Here is a 24,105-nt window from a genome sequence, read left to right on the forward strand (position 1 = left end):
ACGCCTTGCTTGCGTCACCGATTTTTGCCTTGAACTGACTGCCTCGTCGACGTTTCTCAGAGGTTCCCTAAGTATTGATCAGCTTCTGGTAGAGAAGCTGAGTTTCCTGGCTGGGACTGATGCCTAACCGGCAGAGTAATTGGTGCCGGCAACGTTGATACTCGGAAAGTACTTCTGCGCGTTGGCCAAGTTGTGCATGGCAGCGCATGAGATGCTGGTAAAAGTTCTCTGCCAACGGTTCTATCTCTACGGCTCTGCGGTAACAGTCTATGGCTTCAGGCCACCCACCATCTTGTTCCAGCATTCCCCCCAACCGCTCGGACATCTTTATGTAGTGCGCCCGTAGCCGTTCGCGAAAAGTTAATGCCCAAGAGGCAGTCTCCCCTTCGAGAAAATGGCCACGATAACGGCTAAGTGCCTGCTGTAATGAATTTCGATCAGCCATGCCAGAGTGATGAATGGCGCGATCAAATGCCATGCAATCCACCCAAACGTAACCTGGATCCAGGGAAAGATGCTTGTCCTCGAGCCGAATCGCTTTCTCATGCCTCAACAGCTTGCGCAGGCGATGCAAAGTTGTTCTAAGGGCCTGTTCTGCAGCATTCCCTCCCGAATCAGGCCATAATGCATCGGTAATTCTGTCTTGATTGACCGCCAGGCTTCCATAAGCACATAAGCATTTCAGTAATTCCAGCGGCTTGTGCTGCGCTTTTCCGGAAAAATGCAGAGGCATATCCTCGAGGAAGACTTCAAAACGACCTAAAGTGTATATTCTGACCGACCAGGGCCATACTTCCAGCGCTTGTGATTCAGCTTTCATACCCCAATGCCGAATCAGATTCCTGACGAATACACTCTCGATTCCGAACTGAAGCGCCAGAGAAAAAAGGTGCGCCATAACTTTTGGACGCAGCCAGTAATTGATAAGCAGGAAACCATTTTCCCGGCCTATCCGCAATCCCTCCCTCAAAGGCACAAGCGCTTTATCCGCATTCCCCTGTGAATCGCCCCGGGTTTTGAGGAGGCTCCAACTTTTGAGAGAATGGAGCCATGAGCAATCAAACAAAGTTTTCCCCTGAAGTTCGTGAACGATCTGTTCGTCTGGTACAGGAACATCGCGGCGAATATCCATCGCTATGGGCGGCGGTTGAATCAATTGCACCCAAGATTGGCTGTGTGCCCTCCACGTTGCTGGAATGGGTTAAACGTAGCGAAATTAACAATGGCGCACGCGAAGGTCTGACAAGCAGTGAACGTGATCGCCTCAAGGCGTTGGAGCGTGAGAACAGGGAACTGCGCCGAGCCAATGAGATATTGAAAACAGCCAGTGCTTTTTTCGCCCAGGCGGAGCTCGACCGCGTTCTGAAGAAGTAAACGCTTACATTGATCAGTATCGGAGTATCTATGGGGTCGAGCCAGTCTGCAAGGTGTTGCAGGTTGCCCCTTCAGCGTACTGGCGCCATGCTGCCCGCCAGCGCTATCCACAATTACGCAGTGCGCGGGCTCGCAGAGATGAGTTGTTGATGGCTGATATCCGGCGTGTCTGGCAGGCCAATATGCAAGTCTATGGTGCACGCAAGATCTGGTATCAATTGCAACGTGAAGGTGTGACTGTGGCGCGTTGTACGGTTGAACGTCTGATGCGCCAGCTGGGTTTACAAGGTGCCCGACGGGGCAAAATCATTCGCACCACTGTTGTCCGGCAGAACGCGACTTGCCCGCGCGATCTCGTCAACCGGATGTTTCATGCCAATCGGCCCAATCAGCTGTGGGTCTCGGACTTCACCTATGTATCAACCTGGCAGGGCTGGTTGTACGTGGCTTTTGTTATCGATGTATTTGCCCGCCGCATCGTTGGCTGGCGTGTCAGCAGCACCATGAGTACGGATTTTGTGCTTGATGCGCTGGAGCAGGCTTTGTATGATCGCCGTCCTGCTGATACCCTGATTCATCATTCCGACAGAGGATCGCAATACGTGTCGATCCGTTATACCGAACGTCTGGCACAAGCCGGTATTGAACCGTCTGTCGGCAGTCGCGGTGACAGTTACGATAATGCGCTGGCTGAAACGATCAATGGCCTGTACAAGGCTGAACTGATACACAGGAGAGCTCCCTGGAAAACCAGGGCTGCTGTGGAGCTGGCAACTTTGGAATGGGTTGCCTGGTATAACCATCAACGCCTGCTTGGATCTATCGGGTATATTCCTCCAGCTCAGGCTGAAGAAAACTACCGACAAACCCAGGATAATAAGACATTGATGGATATTTTACTTTAACCAAATAGCCTCCTCGATTGTCGGGACGGTTCAAAACAGACTCCATGGTTTCAGACTGGTAGATATGATTCAACACGCCCGCCTGCTTCAGGCGTTCCATCATCAACACCAGCCCGGCAGCCCAGCCATTGACCTGGTTCTGCAAGAACTGCATTGTCTCTTCATCAAGTTTCTGCAAGCCAGTCGTAACAATGGCCCTGGTTTCCTCCGCGGTCAGCCGGAGATCTTCCCAGTCAATTTGTCCAATGAGTTTATTTGCTGCCGCTCGCGCGAACTGGGGTGGCGTATCCGCACGGCTGATAACAAGGAGATTGATACCGGCAGGGAGTTCTGTAATTGCCTCAGAAATCACCGCGTGAAAAATCGACTGTGTATGTACCTCCTGGTAATTGTCCAGTACCAGAATTGTAGTTTCCGGAATGGAGGCGAAGAGTTTGCGGAAGAAGTCACGGGCAAACTCACGAAGAGTTGGCAGATATTCCGGCGTCAAAAGAGGTAATGCAAGAGATTTTGTACCAGCTGCTTTACGTCCTGCTTCAGCCAGATAGTAAAAAAAGGTCGCGATGTCGGCCTCACCGCTATCGACCTGATACCACATCACCATCAGCTCACGTGCCTTGAGATAACTCGCAACGAGTGTTGTTTTTCCAGCGCCGGGTGGCCCGGCAATCCATACGACTGGATGGTTGGCCCGTTCTCCATCCAACAGCCTAAACAAGCGGGGACGGTCGACTACATTGAATAGCTTTGGCTGGCTCAACTTTGCAAGGGCAGAAGGTTTGGCTGGAGCGTCCATCAGAAATATCACAATAGAAAAGTGAAGATCAAATGTGAAGGAGCTGCTGAAATAAGCATATCGTCTCCAGTCTAATCAGATCGATGAGGCTTAAAGACAAATTTCGATTTGCGTTTTCTTGATCTGGTATGAACCCAAACGACCCGCATTCTTGCTTCACCCGTTTCTTGCTGTCTACCCATGATAACGTATTTTATAAATACATCAGGGCTGCAGGAAAGGAAATACAACTCCCTGCCGAGCAGACCAATGACCTGTCCCGGCTTTTTCAAAGGCACGATCACCGAAATAGCCAAACACCAAGGCGTGAGTTTATCGGTGTGTCTGCTGGTGGGTGAAGACCTTTATGTGATAATCACCCAATCATTTTTCACGAGATATGAAATTTTTGATGACCGGTTTCCAAGACGCTCATCTTCGAGTTCACAAACACGTTCCGTTTACGTCAGACAGACCATAATTGAACTCACATGCGGGAGGAGTAAATGAAGGAACAATCACTATCAATGAAGAAGAACCATAATTCCACGCCGGTTTCTTCAGTGTGCATCGTTGCGGCCATTATGCTTCTGTTTTATGGGGTCGGGTTTACACAGGCGCAAGACTTTAATACTCCTCCACCGAATGCACCGTATCAGCAACCGGCTTTCGAGGGCCAGACTCGAGCACCGATCATAGAAAAAAATGTACGGCTGAATGTACAGGTTATTGCTGATGGCCTGGTCCACCCCTGGGGTATGGATCAGCTCCCGGATGGCAGTTGGCTTGTAACTGAGCGTCCGGGACGGATGCGCCTGATCTCTGCGGACGGAAAAGTATCTGATCCGATTGCCGGCCTGCCAAACGTTGATGCCCGCGGTCAGGGCGGGTTACTCGATGTTGTGGTCCGTGATGATTTTGCGCAAACGCGCCAGATCTGGTGGAGCTATGCCGAACCTCGTGGAAAAGGACACAACGCAACTGCGGTAGCAACGGGCATTCTATCCAAAGATGGCAGCAAGCTCACGGATGTCCGCGTGATCTTTCGACAAAATCCTGCCTGGAACTCTACGGCTCATTTCGGCTCGCGGTTGGTTTTCGACCATGACGGTATGCTGTTCGTGACAACTGGCGATCGTTCTCTGCCACAACCACGCATTCTGGCGCAGGATGTCGGTACCCATATCGGCAAGGTGCTGCGGATCAATCCGGCGGGTGGACCTGCCAAAGACAATCCACAAATCAAGGGAGGTCAGCCCGAAATCTGGTCATACGGACATCGCAATCTGCAATCGGCAGCGCTGGACCCGGACGGTAATCTCTGGACGGTTGAACACGGACCGCGAGGCGGGGATGAATTGAACCAGCCGCGGGCTGGATTGAACTACGGCTGGCCGATCATTACCTATGGTCTTGACTACAACGGTCGGGCAATCGGGAAAGGCCTGACAGCTCAGGATGGCATGGAGCAGCCTGTCTACTACTGGGATCCGGTGATCGCGCCCAGCGGTATGGCCTTTTATCAGGGCGAGCTGTTTACCGAATGGCAGGGTGATCTTCTGATAGGAGGCCTTGCCAGTCAGGCGCTGGTACGGCTGACTCTTGTCGATGGGCGCGTGACAGGCGAGGCTCGATATCTGCAGGGACAAGGCCGCATCCGTGATGTCGATATCGCCAAAGATGGCGCGATCATGATTCTGACTGATGCCGAGGATGGCACCCTGATACGCGTAACACCCGCACGATGACTTGTTATCACACGCCTCGATATAAAATTTTGGCTGGCGACGGCATTCCCTGATTAACCGCCGCAGCCTGTGACTGGTGATGCCTATATACGGGACTGGCCGGACAGGCAACGCGTGAGTCATGGTTTGAGAAGTTCCTGGTTGGCGTAAGCAGAATGGTAACAGTCGAAGTTAATGCATTTGCATTGAATAGACAAGGAAATTGCATTACCATACAAGAACATCCATTCCTTTAGCAGGAGAACATTATGCCAACCACCCTTGAAATCGAATCCACGTTGACCGACCGTTACCAGACCACAGTGCCTGAATCCGTACGTCGCGCCCTTCAACTTGGTAAGCGCGACAAGATTCACTACACCATCCGCCCCGGCGGCGAAGTAGTACTGACCCGTGCTGAACCCCCTGAAGGTGATGATCCGGTGATCGGACAGTTCCTGACCTTCCTGGCCCTGGACATTGCAAGCCACCCTGAGCGCCTGCAGGCTGTAGATGCCAGCCTCGTCCAGCATCTGCAATCTCTGGTCGGTGGCATTCAAGTCGATCTCAATGCTGCTCTGTCGGTGGATGATGCATGAATCCGGGCAAGCCTATGCCCTTAGTGGTTCATGGCTGGACGATCTTTGCCCATCCACTGTTCCTCGCACAGATTGAGGTATTGATACAACAGGTCGAAGCCCACAAACAAAAGGACCCTGTCGGGTTTGTAAAGAAAAACGCCAGCAAACGACTGGCAGCCATCACAAAACTGGCCTTTGACATCATCCTGCAAGATCCAGCCCGGCCAGAGTATCGCCAAGGGGGCACCCTTGGCGACGATTACAAGCACTGGTTCCGGGCGAAATTCTTTCAGCAGTATCGTCTGTTCTTTCGCTACCACACACTTAGCAAGGTAATCGTATTCGCGTGGGTCAACGATGAGGACACCAGGCGCGCTTACGAAAGCAGTGACGACGCCTATCGAATGTTCCGCAAGATGCTGGAAAATGGCCTTCCGCCGGATGACTGGAATCAGTTGCTGGCTGAGGCTCGCGCCGAGGGGCAGCGCTTGCAGCAATTCGCCGCCCGATGGTGGTAATTGTCAATTTGTTATGTATTCACACTAACAGGAAAAAGAACACTTTGCTTTGGTGCGTATTTTTTGAGATAGGGTATGCAATACACTGCTGAACACGCTGCCTAAACCTCTTCCCTACCATAGACATTGACAGTCTTGATATTGGCGAACTCTCGCACCCCCCAGTAAGAAAGTTCCCGGCCAAGACCGCTTTCTCTGATGCCACCAAAAGGCATACGCGGATCCGATTTTGTAATGCTGTTGACAAATGTGGCGCCGGCCGCCAGTTGGCGCGCAACCTGCTCACCTTTTTCCAGATCCCGGCTCCACACACTTGCACCCAATCCGAACCGGGTGGCGTTGGCAAGCGTAATCGCTTCCTCCACGGTATCCGCCGTAATGACCGGCAGGACCGGACCGAATACTTCCTGCGTCATGACTTCCATTGCTGAATGAACACCAGTCAGAACCGTCGGTGTGAAATACGCACCTTTCCGTGTTCCACCCGTTCTCACCATGGCTCCCTTGGCAACCGCATCCAGTACGAACTGTTCCATGGTCTCGGCAGCCTGTTCACTGACGAGCGGGCCGATATCAGTTGCCTCATCGAGCGGATCACCCACCACCAGCTTTTCAACCTCGGCCAGCAACGTACTGGTGAATACCTCTTCGATTTCTTTCAAAACGATCAGGCGCTTTGCAGCAATACAGCTTTGGCCATTGTTCTGAAACCGTCCGATTACTGCGGCTTTTGCTGCGGCCGGAATATCTGCATCCCCCAATACGATGAATGGATCGGAACCACCCAGCTCCAGTACTACTTTTTTCAGATGTCTGCCGGCAACAGAAGCGACTGCCCGGCCTGCTTCTGCGCTGCCTGTCAAAGAAACGCCCTGACAAAGCGGGTGAGCGATGACTTGTTCAACTACTGTGTGAGAAACAAGCAGGGTTACAAATAGCCCTTTCGGGAATCCTGCTTCATTGACGGCTTCCTGAATTTTCAGCGCGGAGCCGGTTACGTTGGTTGCATGTTTCAGCAAGGCCCCATTCCCGGCCAGCAGCGCCGGGATCAGGAAACGCATCACTTGCCAGAAAGGAAAATTCCATGGCATCACCGCCAGAATGACTCCCAGCGGTTCAATAACGACACGATGCTTTATGCCATCCGCCGCAATCTCTTCTTCAGCCAGCCATGCGGCAGCCTTATCCGCGTAAATCTCACACGCCCAGGCGCACTTCTCTATTTCAGCACGGGCAGCACGGATGGTTTTCCCCGTTTCTTCCGTCATCAGCCGGGCGTACGATTCAGATCTTCTGCGTAAACCATCTGCCAACTTCAGTAAAAGTGCCGTCCGCTCGTGTAAGGGTACTTGTCGCCACGTGAGATGGGCAGCATGAGCACACTCCAGCATACTGAAAACCATAGCATCGGAGTATGGCGCGTATGTCTGCAATAATTTCCCGGATGCCGGATTTTTTGTCAGGATCATTGCACTTCCTTATAATTCAGGAATATAAATGTGGCTTGATCGTCATAGGACACTGATTATCAGCACGAGCTATGACCATTTCTGGTGTATGACAAGGAGGAGGAAAGCGGGTGTAACTGTTGGTAGATATCTCGGCAGATCAACCAATGCAAGGGAAACACCGCAATGACAGATGACAATGTTTTAGAACTGAATGATCTAGCCTTTCGCCCACAGCGCTACAAAAGCAGAACAACACAATTAATCTATCGATGGATTACTTGAGTAGATAGATTCTGGCTCTGTCAGAGCGGAAAAAAGGAGTTGATTTGCGCTAAAAATGAAACGATAGGTCCGATCTGCCCAACAATTCCTTGCCATGTCGTAGTTATCTTTTCCGTCTTTCGCACATTCCTCACGCGAAATTTGTACAGCCGCATCAATTTCTCGAAGCAATACTGCACTTTTTGTGCTCTTTACTTTTGCGATGCATGCATCTAATAAACCGAACGGCCCCATACTTCCCCAACTATTGATACTCTCTTCCCTCTCCCAGCAGTCCCGAAACTCGACCTCAGCAGGATTTTTGAGCTGAATAACATACGATACAACCTTACTTGCCGTCTCAATTGCTTTCGGCTCCGTATCCGAAATACCATTTGTTGCGCCTTTAAAAAAGGCTGCAACAACTCGAACCTCTTTCTCTGTTTCTTGAGAAGAAACTAATTTCTCCTGCAATTCTGCAACCTCCCTATTGAGCTGAGAGATCTCTATGCTCTTGCTGAGAGCTGCATAAATTAAGATGACTAAGGCTGCAGAAAGAGAAAATATTGCGATTTTAATGGACTTGCTTGTATTCATAGCTACTTAATTTCCTTTTCAGGTATTACAGAGACTATCTTTATGGAAGCAATCCCTGGTTTATAGAACTTTGACGACTCCTGCGCAATAGATGCCACTTTCCGCCCAACATTCACATGCTATTTCATACTTCATGAATCACTATTCCATCGCTAATTGAAAAATATCTATTGAATCCCCCCGGGAATGAACTGACCCCCAGAAGTTGGACTGTTAATTCCCGGGGTGATTCACTATCTACCCGAAAGGACTAACGCCGCACCACTTTACACGCTCCGCTTCCCTAAATTGTCTGCTGTCTTAGTGCTGCCTGCCTAGTCAATGTTGAGTAACATCACGAAGAGTCCAACATTCTAAAAATTTTGAGGTGAAACCATCCTTCTGGGACTTAACGTTAGCGTCTGACCACTAGCTAGGCACTTCGCTGAAAAGTGGCTCATAAACTGGTGTCAATATGTCTAGCAATGCTTCTATTTCTCTAACAATTTCGGATACCAGTAGGCCTAGCTCGGTAGCACTTTTTGAGAAATATGCGTCCATAAGCTCATCAATTTTAATCTCACTATCTGCACCGATCTTCAGTGCTCTAATTGCCGAGAACAAGCCCAACTCTCGGGTGGAAAATGCCTTTGAGTGCGCAATCTCATTTCTCAATATCCTGTGCTTAGCAACGATTACTTTGAGCCTATTCAAGCATTTTCCGAGCTCTGGATAGTCTGAAGCGACACTTTTCACGATGAACTCATTTGCTCCGATTTTTCTCAACTTCACCGGGTCGAGTAACAGTGATATTCCAACAAGTTGGTGGGCTCGATCGACTATGCCCGTTAATCTCAAAAGAAAGTTCTCATAGTGGTACCTGTAGACATCTGGTGCATCTTCGTGAGTATTCTTTAAATTAAAAACGAAGCTCATAGCTAACCGAAGTGATTTGACTGAGTTGTCCAGCTCTCCAATTCGCTCAAACACGTTTGCTGCATAGAGCTCTTTCTCGGTGATGTTGAACGGCTCTCCTTTTGAATTAAGTTCTTGCAGCCCTTTTAGGGCGTAACTCTGAAGGTGAGGAATGAATCGAGAAAGTGCCGGATGTTCGATGAAAGCTGGTCGATTTACCACAGAAAGCCTAACCCAATATATAAGACATTTTGTCTAAATCTTGTATATAAACCCCAGAGACAGCTATAGATTACTTTATCTTTCAATCCAAATAACGACCGAACCGACAAAACTCTGATAAACAGATACGATGTGATGCCTGGTTAAAGACTGTTTAAATCAGCACAAATAAGAATAAGGTACAGCTACCAAGATCAGGTTCGGAATAGAGCTTGTATTCATGAGTTATTTAAAAATTCATACACATCAATTTTCATGTCAGCACTCATAGCACAATCTTTGAAAGGAATGCCCCATAGCGCTAATAATCAGTGCCATTACCGACCAAAGTCACAAAATGAAGGAATCGCTCAGTACCTTGTCTGCAGACTAAGCGAGGCTTCCTCTCCCAGCTGATCGGCCGACAGGAAATGAACCTCTCCTCCCTGCCGGATGACCAGTTCGATCAACGTGCCTACGACATCATCCGTAACCGTACCACCTGCCGCATCTACCGTTGCAGAATCCTCCTGCAGCGTAACGATTTTCTGATCAAAATCGATGATACCCGGCTGAATATACCCCTGACGTACGAATAAACGTGCAGCATTACCTGCATCGATCGCACGGAAAATCATGGAGGAATCTGTCAGCAGTTGATGATTGTTACGCGCCTGCGCAATGTACTGCAGTGCTGTCTCTGCTTTCTGCCGGCGATGATCCGAGACCAGTCCCTGTACTTCGACAATGATCTTTTCGGCCGGGATTCTCAGATCCGGAATGGAAGTCACCTCGCCGATAATATCGGCCGGCTGATCGCATACCTCCCTGAAAAAAGCTGCGTTACGCGCATCTCCGGCGATGATTACCGGCAAACGTTCCTGCTCGGGTTTGTTCTGAATTTCCTGCAGACTTTTATCCACACGATTGAAAAATTCCTTGAGATTGGCTGCTTCGTTGGGAATCTGCGCACGATCCAGCCCTTTTGCGGCAAACAAAAACGGATTTTCCATCGGAAAACTGCCTGTTCGCAATTCCGTTCTCGCATCGAATTCATGAACCAGATGGCTGTTGAACCCTTCAATCAGCCGGGCATCGGTACGCGAAATCACCAGCACACGGTAATGCACGGCACCATTTATTTCCCGAATGAGATCACGGATGGCAAAAGCCTCATCGACAATCATTTGCTCCTTCACGGTAAACGGAAAGTTGATGAGAGTGACCCCCTCCCGGTTGGCAAAAATACCCAGACCGTCAAGATTGTAGTTGTGATCATGCGTACTGATTTTTTTATCGATGGCCTCCATGATCGTCTCGGCTTCCTGCCTGTCCGGCCAGCTCTGCAGCCGGTTACGGGCTTCCGTGACAAGATTTTTCAGCATAATGGCATCCTGTTTGTTGTCCGGAAAAGTCCGGTGTGTGGGCAGCAGAATGCTGACAGCCAGACCTTTTTCACGACTGCTGAAATAATTCAGGAATGATTTCAATTTCATAGGAACCTCCCATCGATTGGTTATTTAACCGAACCTCCAAAAACATAACTTACAGTACCAGTTAAAGAAGCGCTGAACAAACAGGATTTCAGATTTTTCTGACACCAAAACCGACTGCACCACCAGAATCCGGCATTTCATGGAACTACATATCTATACGATTCTGATCACCTGGTGATACCGGGCTGAAGTAAAATTGCCGATGCCCGCGAACACCCTGAATCTGCCGCAGCACCCGGTACTGCGAGTCAAGAACACTATATCAGCACCGAACCGGTGAACATGACGTTGATTTGTCCACACTGCCAGACCTATCCACACTCATCCGTATGATTAGAGCGGGGAAGCCTTGAGATTTCTACGACATACTTTTACGAAAACCATTTCATGAAGAAAACCGCATTCATATTGTCCGTGATTCTTATTCTGCTGGTTGCAGTCATGGCTTTGATTGCCTTGTTCAGCGAAATCGAGGGAGACAATGTTCACCACGGAATCATGGGCGCGGGCATAAGTACCCTGCCCCTGGTTGCCTACTGCATATCGGTGGTTCGGGTACGTCGCGGCTGGTATCTCGTTGCAGCAACACTGAACGGATTGTTCTTCGCGCTAACTGTAGTATCGATCGTGATCATCCTGATGGATGATCCTTCGATGATGAAGAATTTGCTGGCAGTGCTGCTGGTACTGCTCGTTCCGCTCACACTCAATATTTTTGCGCTGATACACATACGGCGAACCGACTCCAGGCTGATGCCTCATCCGGATATTCCTGGCGCAGCGGGAGGGAAGAATCTGGAAGGTCTGGGCGGATGGCTGATTCTTGTAGGTTCGAATGTCGTTCTGTCGCCATTTGTGATCGCCGCCAGAACCTATAAAAGTTACGCTGAGATGTTTGCCAGTGGTGTATGGGATGTGCTCACATCACCCGATAGTATGGCTTATCATGCGCTTTGGGCACCGCTTGCGATTGGAGAGATAATATTGAATAGCGCCCTGATCCTGGCCTGGATTTACATAGCATTTCTGTTTTTTTCGAAACGGAGAGCCTTTCCTTTCTGGTTTATCGCGATCCACATCGCCACTGTGTGTCTCATCGTGATCGACGCCATAGTTGTTCACCATATTCTTCCCGATGCACCAATATTTGACGCGGATACCTTGCGAGAATTATCACGGCCCATCGGGGCCATCTTGATTTGGGCTCCGTACATGCTGATGTCGAAACGGGTAAAATCGACGTTTCTCCATTGATTCCCGAATTTTCGCTTTACGCATCAAATATCTCTTGTGTACCGGCGATCCATCGGACAAGATATGCAAAAACAATATAAAAAAACGGCTACACCTAGCTCTGCTGGAAGTGCCGGGCTTCGATCGTATTCCGTAACTATCTGAAATATCTGAACAAGGAGAGAGAGTAATGAGCGAAAGACTTACCAAATCCGCCGCCCGTAATATCTTTTACGGGGGAACGGCTTTCTTTATAGTGCTTTTCATTGCGCTCTCTGTCCATACCCATCTGTATATCGTCAACACTTCAACTGATGAAACGACTCTGACTGAATCCGTCACCCGGGGAAAACACGTGTGGGAGCGTAATGCCTGCATCAACTGCCACTCACTGCTGGGTGAGGGCGCCTATTTCGCACCGGAGCTGGGGAATGTGTGGGTACGTTATGGCGGGCGCGATCACGCGGAAGGCGCAAGAATGGGCCTGAAAGCATGGATGCGGGCTCAGCCGACCCGTGTACCCGGACGGCGCCAGATGCCTCAGTTCAATCTGAGCGAGCAGGAACTCGATGATCTGATCGACTTTTTTGAGTGGACGAGCCGTATCGATACGCAAGGATGGCCACCCAACACAGCAGGCTGATCTCACTGAACATCCCCCATCCAAAGGAGAACATTCATGAAATATTCAACCCAGAAGCTTGCTTACCCGTATTTCATCGCGGCGCTGCTGTTATTCATGGTTCAGGTGCTGGCCGGCGTACTGGCCGGCAGCGTGTATGCCATGCCCAATTTCCTGTCGGAAAGCCTGCCGTTCCATATCATCAGAATGATCCATACCAATGCCCTGCTGGTATGGTTGTTACTGGGCTATTTCGGTGCGGCTTATTTCCTGATTCCCGAAGAAAGCGAGCGCGATATCCACAGCCCCAAAGTTGCCTGGCTGCAGTTATTCATCTTCGTCTTCGCTGCACTGGCTGCCGTGGTGAGTTACCTGGCAGGTGTACACGAAGGCCGGGAATTCCTGGAACAGCCTTTATGGATAAAAATATTGCTGGTAGTCGCATTTCTGCTGTTTCTCTACAACGTCTCCATGACGGTGCTGAAGGGACGTAAAACAGTAGTGACGACCATTCTGCTGCTCGGTATGTGGGGAGCAGCACTGATGTTCTTGTTTGCTTTTTACAATCCCGGCAATCTTGCCCTCGACAAAATGTACTGGTGGTACGTGGTCCATATCTGGGTGGAAGGGGTATGGGAACTGATCATGGCATCCATGCTCGCCTTTCTGCTGATCAAAATGACCGGTGTGGATCGTGAAGTGATCGAAAAATGGCTGTACGTCATCGTCGGGCTGGCGCTTTTCAGCGGATTGCTGGGTACCGGCCACCACTACTACTGGATTGGCACGCCCGGTTACTGGCAGTGGATCGGCAGTATATTCTCGGTCCTGGAAGTGCTGCCCTTCTTCGCCATGGTGCTCTGGTGCTTTCACATGGTGTACCGCAGCGGGCGCAATCATCCCAACAAGGCAGCAATGCTCTGGAGCCTTGGCTGCCCGGTCATGGCTTTTTTTGGTGCGGGGGTATGGGGCCTGCTGCACAGCTTCTCACAGGTCAATTTTTACAGCCACGGCACACAAATCACCGCCGCTCACGGGCACATGGCGTTCTACGGCGCCTATGTCATGCTCAATCTGGCTTTCTTTACCTACGCACTGCCCCAGTTGCGCAATGCGCAGCCGTATAACCAGATTCTGAACATGTGGAGTTTCTGGGTAATGACAGCCGCCATGGCTTTCATGACCTTCACACTGACCTTTGCCGGTGTACTGCAAACCCATTTGCAGCGGGTGGTCGGTATGGGGTTCATGGAAATTCAGCAGCAGCTGGATCTGTTCTACTGGATGCGATTGCTGGCAGGCGTCGCGTTTCTCGTAGGAGCACTGATGTATCTGTATGCGACACTGGGGCCGACCACGAAACAAGTGTCATCGTCACCGAACATGCAGCCTGCTGCCAGATGAGGCATCCGCGAACATTTCCCGGTTTTCCGGTCATTCCGGGAATGTTCCTGTGACGCCGGAGATCCCTTTCTATGTACCGGTCGGCAATGAATGCGAGCTGTTCGAAACCGCCTGGCAGCGCCGGCTACCGCTGCTGCTGAAAGGGCCGACCGGTTGCGGAAAAACACGCTTCGTCACTCACATGGCCGCCCGGCTGCAACGACCGCTGTTTACCGTTTCCTGCCATGATGACCTTACCGCAGCCGATCTGACCGGGCGTTTCCTGATCAAGGGAGGAGAAACGGTATGGGTGGACGGGCCGCTGACCCGCGCTATCCGCGAAGGCGGTATCTGTTATCTGGATGAAATCGTGGAAGCACGCAAGGACGTGACAGTCGTGCTGCATCCGCTGACCGATGACCGGCGCATGCTGCCGCTGGAACGTACCAATGAAATCCTGCACGCACCGGATACTTTCATGCTGGTGGTTTCCTATAACCCGGGCTACCAGAACATTCTCAAATCGCTCAAGCCCAGCACGCGACAGCGTTTTGTCGCACTCTCCTTTAATTTTCCTCCACCGGAAATCGAGCTGGAAATCATTGCCAGTGAAAGCGGCCTGGCCAGGGATCGCTGCACTGCGCTGGTCAATCTGGCCACCCGATTACGGTTGCTGAAAGATGTCGATCTGGAAGAAAGTGTTTCCACCCGCCTGCTGGTTTACTGCGCAACACTGATGGCTGCCGGGCTGGATCCCTATCAGGCGGCCCAGGCTGCACTGGTCGAACCGCTGAGTGATGAAACGGAAGTACAACAGGGATTGCTCGAACTGATCCGTGCTACTTTCGGCTGAGTATCATGTGGCAATGGCTGGAACTGGAAGAGCAAATCGGCCGTTTCTGGCACCGGCTGGTCGGGCAGGCCGCGAATAGCTACCCCGAATATCCGTCAGCAGTTGTTTCACTCGAATCCATCCATACCTCGTTATGCACGTTCTTTCATGGCATGGGGGGTCATCATGGCCTGCCACTGGTTGCCGGAATGCCGCAGACGACACCCCACCGCAGAAATCTGAAACAGCGCCTGGGCGGGGATGTGGAGAAACTGCCGCTGGCAATGCTCGATCGGGAACGGCTGATGTTGCCAGCCTCGATCAGCCTCTTTCCGGAGGCATCATTGAACCGGCAATGCTACTTCTGGCTGGCCGCTTTCTTTGCATCAGCGCCGGAATCCATGCCAGCATCATTCCCGGATGATCCGCTGCAGGCAGATCTCGTTTTCCTGCATTACGCTGACCGGATCAGCCTCCACGTTTGTAAACGCTATCCGGGACTGGAAAGCACTTACCACACACTGTGTGCCCATGTGCTGCAATCGCGCCCGCATCGTTCCCTGCCGCCACAGGAACAGGTGATGGAAACAGCTGTTCTCGCACTGCTCGGGCAACCGTGCATCGATCCGGCAGGAGCGAATCTGCTTGCCCGTATCCAGCAACCCGAACCCGATTTCAATGATCTGCGGGCGGATAAAGGGTACCACCCGTTCCTGCCCGTACCGTTATGGGGAGTAGTCCAGCCGAATTCATCGCAGCAAGATGCTCATCAGACAATGCCTGCAGATACCAATACAGACCACGTAGATCGATCTGCCCGCCAGGAGGAAGACAAACGCCGCAGAAAAGCCAGACGCGGAAGATTCGATCAGAGCGAACGCGATGATCCCCTGCTGCTGAATCGTTTCGAGAAACTGATCACCTGGTCGGAAATGGTAAATGTCAACCGGGCAGTAGAAGATGATGATGAAACGGATGCCAGAAATGCGGCCGAATCGATGGAGGAACTGGCGATCACCTCTCATCCGCGCAGCGCTTCCACCGTATTGAAATTCGATCTCGATCTATCACCGGAAGATACCGACCCGGCCAGTCTGCTGGCGCAACTGACCTACCCGGAATGGGATTATCGGCGCAAGCAGTATCATGCCGCCCATTGCCAGATATGGTGCCAGACTGCCAGCGAAACCGGAGAACAATGGGAGCCCGATGACCGCGCTCGGCAGCAGTTTCGTCGGGTTAGACGACAATTCGAGGCACTCCGCCCCGACAAAGAAATTCTGCCCCGGCAGCTCGATGGCGCAGAACTGGATCTGGATGCACTGGTACGTGCCCGCGCTGATCAGACTGCCAGCGGCAAAGGTTCCGATCGACTGTATCTCGCTGTACGGCAGCAGACGCGGAATCTGGCGGTGATGATTCTGGTGGATGTCTCTCTATCCACCGACAGCTGGATCAACAATCGGCGCATACTGGATATCGAGAAAGAAACACTGGTCGCACTGGCGACGGGAATTGCCGCGTGCCGGGATACTTTCTCGATTCATGCCTTTACTTCCCGCAAGCGCCATTTTGTAAAGCTGACCACCATCAAGGATTTCAATTCCCCTTTCAGCAGCCGCACACTGCGACGGATTGCCGCTTTACGGCCGGGGTACTACACCCGGATAGGGGCAGCATTACGCCATACCAGCCAGTTGCTTGCGCAGCGGCCGGAACGCCATCGTCTGCTCCTGCTGCTGAGCGATGGCAAACCGAACGATCTGGATCACTACGAAGGACGTTACGGTATCGAAGATACTCGTCAGGCCGTCATGGAAGCCCGGCGACTGGGATTGAAACTGTTTGGTATCACGATCGATCGTGAAGCGAAGGACTATTTTCCGTATCTGTTCGGTCGTGGCGGCTACGCCATCATCAACCGGCCGGAACGGCTCATCGAAATCGTCCCGGCACTCTACCGGCAGTTAACCGGCTGACTGCCATCTGCTTCCCAGATCACCTTAAGAAGTGATCAAACCCATCACCCTTACCGTCTTTGCGAATGCCACAGGCATGAAGCAATCCAGAATGATTGCAGCCCGCTAAATGCTTATCCGGCAGCAGGCTCAAGGCGCCACTTCCCCCGTAAATAGCTGTGCAATTTCTTCATTACACACATCAATATTATCTGGTACCTCAAACTTGCCTTTGGCGATACCGATACGCTGGCCGAAAAATGTTTCTTGAATTTCAACCAGGCGGGCAACCGAACGACCATTACGAACGATGATAATTTCACGCTCTCGCCCCTGTTCGATAGCTTCTATCAAACGGGACAAGGAAGATTTTGCCTCCAGCATATTGACAAACTGCATTGTGAACTCCTCAAATCCAATAAGAGTATTAATCTGGTCTGGCTAATATACTTTGGCAAATCGGAACGAATGAATCCACTGAACCTTCATCCCCCACCTGAAAAGTCTCACGCATACAGATTGAACATACCCGGTTCCGCGAAACCTCATTTGGCTCCGATCGTCATCGCAAACCCTGGAAGGAAGGATGAAGCAATCCGGCAAGGCAATTTATAGGCAGTAAACAATGTGAGACAGGGTGCAGCAGCTTGCACCAATTCGGTTGGCTGCTGCACCCTCGCCAGAACAAAAGCTTATTTATCAACCCATGCGCTTGCGCCGCGATGCACTCAATCCAACGAGGCCGATACCAAACAACGCCAGTGTCACTGGTTCAGGTACGGTATTATTATCGTCGATAGGCACATCGTTAATCGATACGCCAGCGATCGCAAAGGCAGAATCAAAAGCGTTATCCAGCGCATTAGTAACACCAAATCCGAGTGAGTAGATTCCAGCTGTGGTAAATGTATAGCTCATCTGGACCCAGTCAGTGTAGCCACACCCCGTCGAATAGCAGGTACCCGAGGAGCTGCCGAGCGGTGAGAATGCTGGGCCACCGGAAATAATTTCAGTCGTGTTAGGTATAAGTGTCACGCCATCACCCAAGCCCGGCAGGCTGAATCCCGGTACGGTATCGCCAGAAGGAGTCGTTCGCGCGGTAAACAGATAGGAATCAAATGTGCTTGAGTCCTGATATAAACCGGCCCATGCATATTCTGTATACTGAGCTCCATCAGAAGTAATGTAATTGAAATAAAAATTTAACGTATCACCTGCATTTACAGAAAACGTCCCCGTGTGTGCTGCAGAACCGTTGGTTTCCTGGCCAGTCGGACCGACTGGTAATGCGCCAGCACCACTAGGGCCATTATTTGTTGAAATCCACTGATAAGAATTAAAACCTGGCGCCAGCGTTACCACACCATCAACCGCGGTATTCGTTCCGCAATTACCAACACATGTCCAGCTGTCCGGCAGTGGAGCTGCTACTGCATTACCACCTAGTGACAACACTGCTATAGCACCCGTCAAACCAATGGCCACCCAACTCCTATTTTTCATAACTTCTTCCCCTCTGAATTATTGACAAAATTGTCATTCATTAATAAGCAAATTTCATGCCATAACAATAACTAATTGAATAACAACAATAAAAGACGAAATAATGGCAATGTCATGTCATGTCATGTCATGTCATGTAAAAATTGTCGACACACTTTTGGTGCTCTGCAAACTTCTTTTGAATTTTTTACGGGATTTTCAACGAACTTTTCTGTTCTTTTTCACAAGAACGAGAAAAATGATGTGGGATTTCAAAGACGAATGAACAGAAAAGAAGGAATGTAAAAAATTCCGACAAAAATCATATCAGATCGTCTTTTTTGCCGGGTTATCGGTTGGGTGGTGGACAAACGGAATACTCAGGCAAAGTACTCAGTCATCTGCCGTTTTCAGAATGACACCTGCCAAAGGAGGCAGTGTAATGATGATGGAATCAGGCTGGCCGGACCAGGGTTGCCCGGTCGGGCTGATTTTTCCGGCATTTCCGGCATTACTGCCGTCGTAATAAATTGAATCACTGTTGAACACTTCCTGGTAAGCACTCGATCCCGGGATGCCGACACGGTAACCGGTACGCAGTATCGGGGTAAAGTTGAGCACTACCAGCACAAATGATCCATCCCTGGCGCGGCGCTGGTAGCTGATGACCGATTGCTCCACGTCATGGCAATCGATCCAGGAAAAACCTTCGGCAAAGAAATCCAGTTCATGCAGCGCCGGTGTATTCAGATAAAGGTGATTCAGATCGCGCGTCAGCGCCTGTATGCCGCGATGCGGATCACGTTCCAGCAGGTACCAGTCGAGTTCATGACCCACGCGCCATTCATGTCCCTGGCCGAGTTCATTTCCCATGAAGTTGATTTTCTTGCCCGGGCAGGTCATCTGATAGGTAAACAGCAGGCGCAGATTGGCAAATTTCTGCCAGCCATCGCCCGGCATCTTGTCCAGCATGGACTTCTTGCCATGCACCACTTCATCATGCGAAAGCGGCAGCACGAAATTTTCGGTGTAGGCATAGAGCTGGTTGAACGTCAGCTCGTTGTGGTGATAGCGCCGATGCACCGGGTCATGCTGCATATAACTCAGCGTATCATTCATCCAGCCCATGTTCCATTTCATGGAGAAGCCCAATCCGCCAAGGTAGGCCGGGCGGGATACCGCCGGCCAGGAAGTGGATTCCTCGGCGAATGTCAGCGCACCCGGAAATTCCCCGTGCACCATGGTATTCAGTGCCCGCAGAAACTCGATCGCTTCCAGATTTTCATGTCCGCCATAGCGGTTTGGCAGCCATTCTCCTTCCTTGCGTGAGTAATTTAGGTAAAGCATGGAAGCCACGGCATCCACACGTAAACCATCGATATGAAAAGCAGACAGCCAGTAATGGGCGCTGGAGAGCAGAAAGGATTTCACCTCGTTGCGGCCATAATTGAAGATATATGTTCCCCAGTCGTGGTGGTAGCCTAGCCGCGGGTCTTCATGCTCATACAGGGCGGTGCCGTCAAACCGTGCCAGTGAAAAACTGTCCTGCGGAAAATGTGCGGGAACCCAGTCGAGGATCACGCCAATCCCGGCCTGATGACATCTATCCACGAAGCTCATGAATGCTTCCGGACTGCCATAACGGCTTGTTACCGCAAAATAGCCGGTGGCCTGATACCCCCATGATTCATCCAGCGGATGCTCCGATATCGGCAGCAATTCGACATGGGAATACCCCATGTCCTGCAGATAAGGAATCAGATGATCGGCAAGTTCATGATAGGAATAGAATCTGCCATCCGGATGGCGCTTCCATGAGCCGACATGCAGTTCATAAATACTGAGGGGGGCATGCAGCCAGTCCCAGCCTTTGCGCCGGGCTATCCAATCGTCATCCTTCCAGTCGTATTTCTGCTCGATCGGAGTCAGTGCGGCATTATTGGGGCGCAGTTCATATGTCATTGCATAAGGGTCGGTCTTGAGCAGGATCTCACCGCTGATCCGATTGCGGATTTCATATTTATATATCGCTCCCTCGGGTAAATCCGGAATGAACAGCTCCCATACCCCGCTGTGGCCATGCACCATCATGGGATATACCCTGCCATCCCAGCGATTGAAATCTCCAACGACGCTGACCCGTTCGGCATTCGGTGCCCATACGGCAAAACGTGTGCCGGTGACACCATGATTCCTGACCCGGTGAGCACCCAGCATATGATAAGCCTGAAGCAGGCGCCCTTCATTGAACAGATACAAGTCGTGGCCTGAAATCTGCATGGGGAAGGCATAGGGATCATGCCGTTCTTCGATCACCCCGGTTGCCGTATTTTCCATACGCAGCAGATAGGGGTGCATGACCCCTTCCCCCTCCCATTCGAAGATCCCGTCCTGATGTACGCTTCGCATTGGCTGATAGCCCGACAAAGTGTGCAGCCATACACGTGACATATAAGGCTGAAACACCCTGATCAGCCTGCCATTTGGAGCAGCGTGCATTCCCAGGAAAGAACAGGGATCGTACAGCCTGGCGGTCAGCAGTAATGATTGTGCAGAATCCTCCGACGAACCCGGGGATGAAGAAGATAAGGATTTCATTGATATGGATTTGCCATAATGGCTGGTAATGGTGGCTGGTAATGGTTATTCGGATCAAGTAAGATGACCAACAGGGTATGCGGTTTTTTAAAACACTGCAAATCAGCGAGGAGACCATGAAAGTTCAACCAGCTGTCCAGACGAATGATAATCCGCGTTTCGTCAGTACACTTACCCGCAATACACTTGCACTGATTCTGGCAGGTGGTCGGGGAACACGTCTGAAAAACCTGACGGACTGGCGTGCAAAACCGGCCGTTCCGTTCGGCGGTAAATTCCGCATCATCGATTTCACGCTGTCCAATTGCGTCAACTCGGGAGTCCGGCGCATTGGTGTGGTCACTCAATACAAGGCACAGAGCCTGATACGCCATATCCAGCGCGGCTGGAGTTTTCTCGATGGCCGGTTCCAGGAATTCATCGAGCTGTTACCTGCACAGCAGCGTACAGAAGAAGGAACCTGGTACCAGGGCACGGCTGATGCGGTCTTCCAGAATCTCGACATTCTCCGCACGCATAATCCCGGTTATGTGCTGATCCTCGGCGGTGATCACATCTATAAAATGGATTACGGCCGGATACTGGCCGAACACGTCGAGAGACAGGCAGATCTGACGATTGCCTGCCTGGAAGTTCCGGTGGAAGATGCCAGCGCATTTGGTGTTATGGCAGTAGATGACAGCTGGCGTACCACCAGCTTCGCCGAGAAACCTGAACATCCGGCTCCGATTCCCGGAAAGCCTGGTTATGCTCTGATCAGTATGGGCATTTATGTCTTCAATGCAAAATTTCTGTACGAGCAACTGATCCAGGATCACGATATGGATCAGTCCTCACACGATTTCGGCAAAGATGTGATACCCCGTCTGGTGGCAAGTAATGCCCGGGTATACGCACACCGCTTCCAGAACAGTTGTGTCAATATGGCTTCAGGTGTGCCTTACTGGCGTGATGTGGGAACAGTGGATGCTTACTGGAAAGCCAATATCGATCTCACGACTATCACGCCGGATCTGAATCTGTACGATGAAGACTGGCCGATCTGGACTCATCAGGAGCAACTGCCACCCGCCAAATTTGTGTTCGACGATGATGATCGTCGTGGTCAGGCGCTGGATTCAATGGTATCCGGCGGGTGCATCATCAGTGGTGCAACAGTACGCCGCTCCCTGCTGTTTTCCAATGTTCAGATACGTGGCTACAGCACTATCGAAGATTCGGTCATCCTCCCCAATGTCAGCATCGACCGACACGCCTACCTCAAACGGGTAGTGGTGGAGAAGGAATGCCAGATACCAGAAGGCCTTAAAGTCGGTTTCAATCCTGATGAAGACAGGAAACATTTTTATGTCACGGATGACGGGATTACGCTGATTACGCCGGAAATGCTGGGACAGGGCATCCACTACATCCGCTGAATTTTCCAGTCCGGCCGTAAAACCGGGATGACTATCAGCAACTTTATATACATGAACTGATACACGATGACCAGCCGTTCTTCCACACTTGATCTCGTTCTGCTCTGGCACATGCACCAGCCGGATTACCGGGACTATAAAACCGGTGAATACATGCTGCCGTGGGTCTATCTGCATGCCATCAAGGACTATACCGACATGGCGCATCATCTTGAAAAGCATCCGAATATCAGGCTGGTCGTGAATTTCGTTCCTGTCCTGCTGGATCAGCTGGAAGACTATGCTGACCAATTTACGCACGGTACGATTCGTGACCCGTTACTGCGCCTGCTCGCGGTACCTGATCTCGACCGGATTTCTCCTGCTGAGCGCCGGCTGATCCTGAACAGCTGCTTCCTGAACAATCATGACACCATGCTCAGGCCCTATCCGTCCTATCAGTATCTGCGTGATCTGTATGATCATCTGTTGAAAATGGGCGACAAGGAACTCATGTACATCTCCGGCCAGTATCTGGCCGATCTGCTGGTGTGGTATCACCTCGCATGGACAGGCGAAAGTGTGCGCCGGGAAAATGAATGCGTCGTCAACCTCATGTCGCAGGGCAAACTGTTCAGCCATGGTGACCGGATGCTGCTGTTTCATCTCATTGGCAAGCTCATTCAGAATATCATTCCGCGCTACCGCAAACTGGCGGAATCCGGCCAGATCGAGCTTTCCACCACACCACACTATCATCCGCTTGCACCCCTGCTGATCGATTTCACTTCCGCGCGGGACAGCCTGCCTGAAGCCATGCTGCCCACCAGTCCCGTCTATCCGGGCGGACGCAAGCGAGTGGCATTCCATTTGCAATCCGCCATCGACAGCCATCGGAGACGGTTTGGCAGCGATCCTGCTGGCGTATGGCCAGCCGAAGGAGCCGTATCGGAGCCATTGCTCGACATCCTGATCGAGCACGGCCGTCAGTGGTGTGCCAGCGGTGAAGGCGTTCTGGCCAACAGCTTGCGCAAATCCCATCCTGATCAACCTTTGCCGGCCCGTAACGAATATCTTTACCGTCCATACCGGTTTGAAACCGGAAACAGCAGTATTCTGTGCTTTTACCGGGATGATCAGTTATCCGACATGATCGGATTCGAATACTCCAAATGGTTTGGGCATGATGCTGCCGAAAATTTCATGCAACGGCTCAAACAGATTCGCAACGAGATCCATAACAATCCCGCCCCGGTCGTCAGTGTGATTCTGGATGGTGAAAATGCCTGGGAATCCTATCCCTACAATGGCTACTACTTCCTGAACGATCTGTACGAAATGCTGGAGAAAAGCCCTGATATCCGTACCACAACCTTCCGAGAATATAGTGCCGGACTGTCTGAGAGCAAGGTTAAAGTAACCCGTTTACCAGCGCTTACCGCCGGAAGCTGGGTATATGGCAGCTTTTCCACCTGGATTGGTGATCACGATAAAAATCTTGCCTGGGAACTGTTATGTGCCGCCAAACACAGTTATGATCTCGTCATGCAGGGTCCGCGTCTGACGGACGAAGAAAAGACAGCAGCCGGAAAACAGCTCGCTTCATGTGAAAGTTCAGACTGGTTCTGGTGGTTCGGTGATTACAATTCACCGCATTCAGTGGAAAGCTTTGATTTCGCTTTCCGCCGAAATCTCGCCAACCTTTATCGCCTGCTGAAAATCCCTGCTCCGGTCACCATACTCGAACCCATCAGCCGGGGGGGAACATCAACCGGCGAAAGTGGCGCGATGCGACATGCCGCTTCCTGATCCAGATACAT

21 protein-coding genes and 1 other annotated feature are annotated in these 24,105 nt (G+C 51.1%); of the genes, 12 read left to right on the plus strand and 9 right to left on the minus strand.

The genetic code is table 11. From position 1 onward, the window contains the following. Positions 1–67: 67 nt before the first annotated feature. Positions 68–820, minus strand: coding sequence for an AfsR/SARP family transcriptional regulator (locus tag HRU73_RS08365; RefSeq protein ID WP_287398391.1), 753 nt, complete (start codon positions 818–820; stop codon positions 68–70). Positions 821–826: 6 nt separating this feature from the next. Here HRU73_RS08365 and HRU73_RS08370 point away from each other — a divergent pair, with 6 nt between their 5' ends. Both HRU73_RS08370 and HRU73_RS08375 read left to right on the plus strand, forming a co-directional pair. Beyond that, positions 827–1,003, plus strand: a complete 177-nt coding sequence (locus HRU73_RS08370) for a hypothetical protein (protein WP_287398392.1) — start codon at positions 827–829, stop codon at positions 1,001–1,003. Positions 1,004–1,050: 47 nt separating this feature from the next. Beyond that, positions 1,051–2,279, plus strand: a protein-coding gene (locus tag HRU73_RS08375) for an IS3 family transposase (RefSeq protein ID WP_144039590.1) whose coding sequence is annotated in 2 segments (ribosomal slippage) — positions 1,051–1,330 and positions 1,330–2,279 — 1,230 coding nt in all. Because the reading frame shifts where the segments join, the coding sequence is not laid out codon by codon here. Next, positions 1,329–1,445: a sequence feature (AL1L pseudoknot), on the plus strand. Its footprint overlaps the gene before it by 117 nt. On the opposite strand, the gene HRU73_RS08380 is transcribed toward HRU73_RS08375, so the two are convergent. Further along, entirely contained in the window at positions 2,194–3,075 is an 882-nt protein-coding gene (locus HRU73_RS08380) for a P-loop domain-containing protein (RefSeq protein ID WP_287398393.1), read from the minus strand. The two genes, HRU73_RS08375 and HRU73_RS08380, sit on opposite strands and share 86 nt — an antisense overlap. Before the next feature lie 485 nt (positions 3,076–3,560). Here HRU73_RS08380 and HRU73_RS08385 point away from each other — a divergent pair, with 485 nt between their 5' ends. From HRU73_RS08385 to HRU73_RS08395, 3 genes are all read left to right on the plus strand, one after another. Continuing rightward, entirely contained in the window at positions 3,561–4,802 is a 1,242-nt protein-coding gene (locus tag HRU73_RS08385) for a PQQ-dependent sugar dehydrogenase (protein WP_287398394.1), read from the plus strand. A gap of 248 nt (positions 4,803–5,050) precedes the next feature. After that, the gene (locus tag HRU73_RS08390; protein ID WP_011112524.1) at positions 5,051–5,380 is read left to right on the plus strand and encodes a type II toxin-antitoxin system PrlF family antitoxin; all 330 of its coding nucleotides are present in this window, start codon (positions 5,051–5,053) and stop codon (positions 5,378–5,380) included. Then, positions 5,377–5,880: a type II toxin-antitoxin system YhaV family toxin gene (locus tag HRU73_RS08395; RefSeq protein WP_011112525.1), complete on the plus strand. Its 504-nt coding sequence runs from the start codon at positions 5,377–5,379 to the stop codon at positions 5,878–5,880. The genes HRU73_RS08390 and HRU73_RS08395 overlap by 4 nt, the downstream gene beginning before the upstream one ends. Before the next feature lie 101 nt (positions 5,881–5,981). On the opposite strand, the gene HRU73_RS08400 is transcribed toward HRU73_RS08395, so the two are convergent. The 4 genes from HRU73_RS08400 to HRU73_RS08415 form a co-directional block, all read right to left on the minus strand. After that, positions 5,982–7,349, minus strand: coding sequence for an NAD-dependent succinate-semialdehyde dehydrogenase (locus HRU73_RS08400; protein WP_287398395.1), 1,368 nt, complete (start codon positions 7,347–7,349; stop codon positions 5,982–5,984). 240 nt (positions 7,350–7,589) lie between these two features. Then, entirely contained in the window at positions 7,590–8,189 is a 600-nt protein-coding gene (locus HRU73_RS08405) for a hypothetical protein (RefSeq protein WP_276679960.1), read from the minus strand. Between the two features lie 408 nt (positions 8,190–8,597). Beyond that, positions 8,598–9,305 (minus strand): Cthe_2314 family HEPN domain-containing protein, encoded by a 708-nt coding sequence (locus HRU73_RS08410; RefSeq protein WP_276679961.1) that lies wholly within the window; start codon positions 9,303–9,305, stop codon positions 8,598–8,600. Positions 9,306–9,655: 350 nt separating this feature from the next. Beyond that, the gene (locus HRU73_RS08415) at positions 9,656–10,780 is read right to left on the minus strand and encodes an AOC03_06830 family ribosome hibernation factor (RefSeq protein WP_287398397.1); all 1,125 of its coding nucleotides are present in this window, start codon (positions 10,778–10,780) and stop codon (positions 9,656–9,658) included. Positions 10,781–11,167: 387 nt separating this feature from the next. On the opposite strand from HRU73_RS08415, the gene HRU73_RS08420 reads away from it, so the two are divergent. The 5 genes from HRU73_RS08420 to HRU73_RS08440 all read left to right on the plus strand — a co-directional run bounded on the left by HRU73_RS08420 (position 11,168) and on the right by HRU73_RS08440 (position 16,829). After that, positions 11,168–12,034: a DUF2569 domain-containing protein gene (locus HRU73_RS08420; protein ID WP_287398398.1), complete on the plus strand. Its 867-nt coding sequence runs from the start codon at positions 11,168–11,170 to the stop codon at positions 12,032–12,034. Positions 12,035–12,203: 169 nt separating this feature from the next. Further along, a complete protein-coding gene (locus HRU73_RS08425) occupies positions 12,204–12,656 on the plus strand; it encodes a c-type cytochrome (protein WP_011112529.1) in 453 nt (150 codons plus the stop codon). Between the two features lie 36 nt (positions 12,657–12,692). Continuing rightward, positions 12,693–14,039 carry a cbb3-type cytochrome c oxidase subunit I gene (locus HRU73_RS08430; protein WP_011112530.1) on the plus strand — a complete coding sequence of 449 codons (1,347 nt, stop codon included), beginning with the start codon at positions 12,693–12,695 and terminating at the stop codon, positions 14,037–14,039. A gap of 49 nt (positions 14,040–14,088) precedes the next feature. Continuing rightward, a complete protein-coding gene (locus tag HRU73_RS08435) occupies positions 14,089–14,871 on the plus strand; it encodes a CbbQ/NirQ/NorQ/GpvN family protein (RefSeq protein ID WP_287398399.1) in 783 nt (260 codons plus the stop codon). Between the two features lie 5 nt (positions 14,872–14,876). After that, complete coding sequence (locus tag HRU73_RS08440) at positions 14,877–16,829, plus strand: nitric oxide reductase activation protein NorD (RefSeq protein ID WP_287398400.1); 1,953 nt, start codon at positions 14,877–14,879, stop codon at positions 16,827–16,829. Between the two features lie 129 nt (positions 16,830–16,958). On the opposite strand, the gene HRU73_RS08445 is transcribed toward HRU73_RS08440, so the two are convergent. The 3 genes from HRU73_RS08445 to glgB all read right to left on the minus strand — a co-directional run bounded on the left by HRU73_RS08445 (position 16,959) and on the right by glgB (position 20,888). Beyond that, a complete protein-coding gene (locus HRU73_RS08445; protein WP_287398401.1) occupies positions 16,959–17,207 on the minus strand; it encodes a type II toxin-antitoxin system Phd/YefM family antitoxin in 249 nt (82 codons plus the stop codon). Positions 17,208–17,507: 300 nt separating this feature from the next. After that, complete coding sequence (locus tag HRU73_RS08450) at positions 17,508–18,311, minus strand: NF038132 family protein (protein ID WP_287398403.1); 804 nt, start codon at positions 18,309–18,311, stop codon at positions 17,508–17,510. 372 nt (positions 18,312–18,683) lie between these two features. Continuing rightward, complete coding sequence (gene glgB / locus HRU73_RS08455; RefSeq protein WP_287398404.1) at positions 18,684–20,888, minus strand: 1,4-alpha-glucan branching protein GlgB; 2,205 nt, start codon at positions 20,886–20,888, stop codon at positions 18,684–18,686. Positions 20,889–21,004: 116 nt separating this feature from the next. Between glgB and glgC the strand changes: the two genes are divergently transcribed. Next, entirely contained in the window at positions 21,005–22,306 is a 1,302-nt protein-coding gene (gene glgC / locus HRU73_RS08460) for a glucose-1-phosphate adenylyltransferase (RefSeq protein ID WP_287398405.1), read from the plus strand. A gap of 66 nt (positions 22,307–22,372) precedes the next feature. Continuing rightward, positions 22,373–24,094 (plus strand): glycoside hydrolase family 57 protein, encoded by a 1,722-nt coding sequence (locus HRU73_RS08465; RefSeq protein ID WP_011112547.1) that lies wholly within the window; start codon positions 22,373–22,375, stop codon positions 24,092–24,094. The last annotated feature ends 11 nt before the right edge of the window (positions 24,095–24,105 follow it).

This window comes from Nitrosomonas sp. H1_AOB3 (assembly GCF_015709435.1).
In the GTDB taxonomy this organism is placed as follows: Bacteria; Pseudomonadota; Gammaproteobacteria; order Burkholderiales; family Nitrosomonadaceae; genus Nitrosomonas; species Nitrosomonas europaea.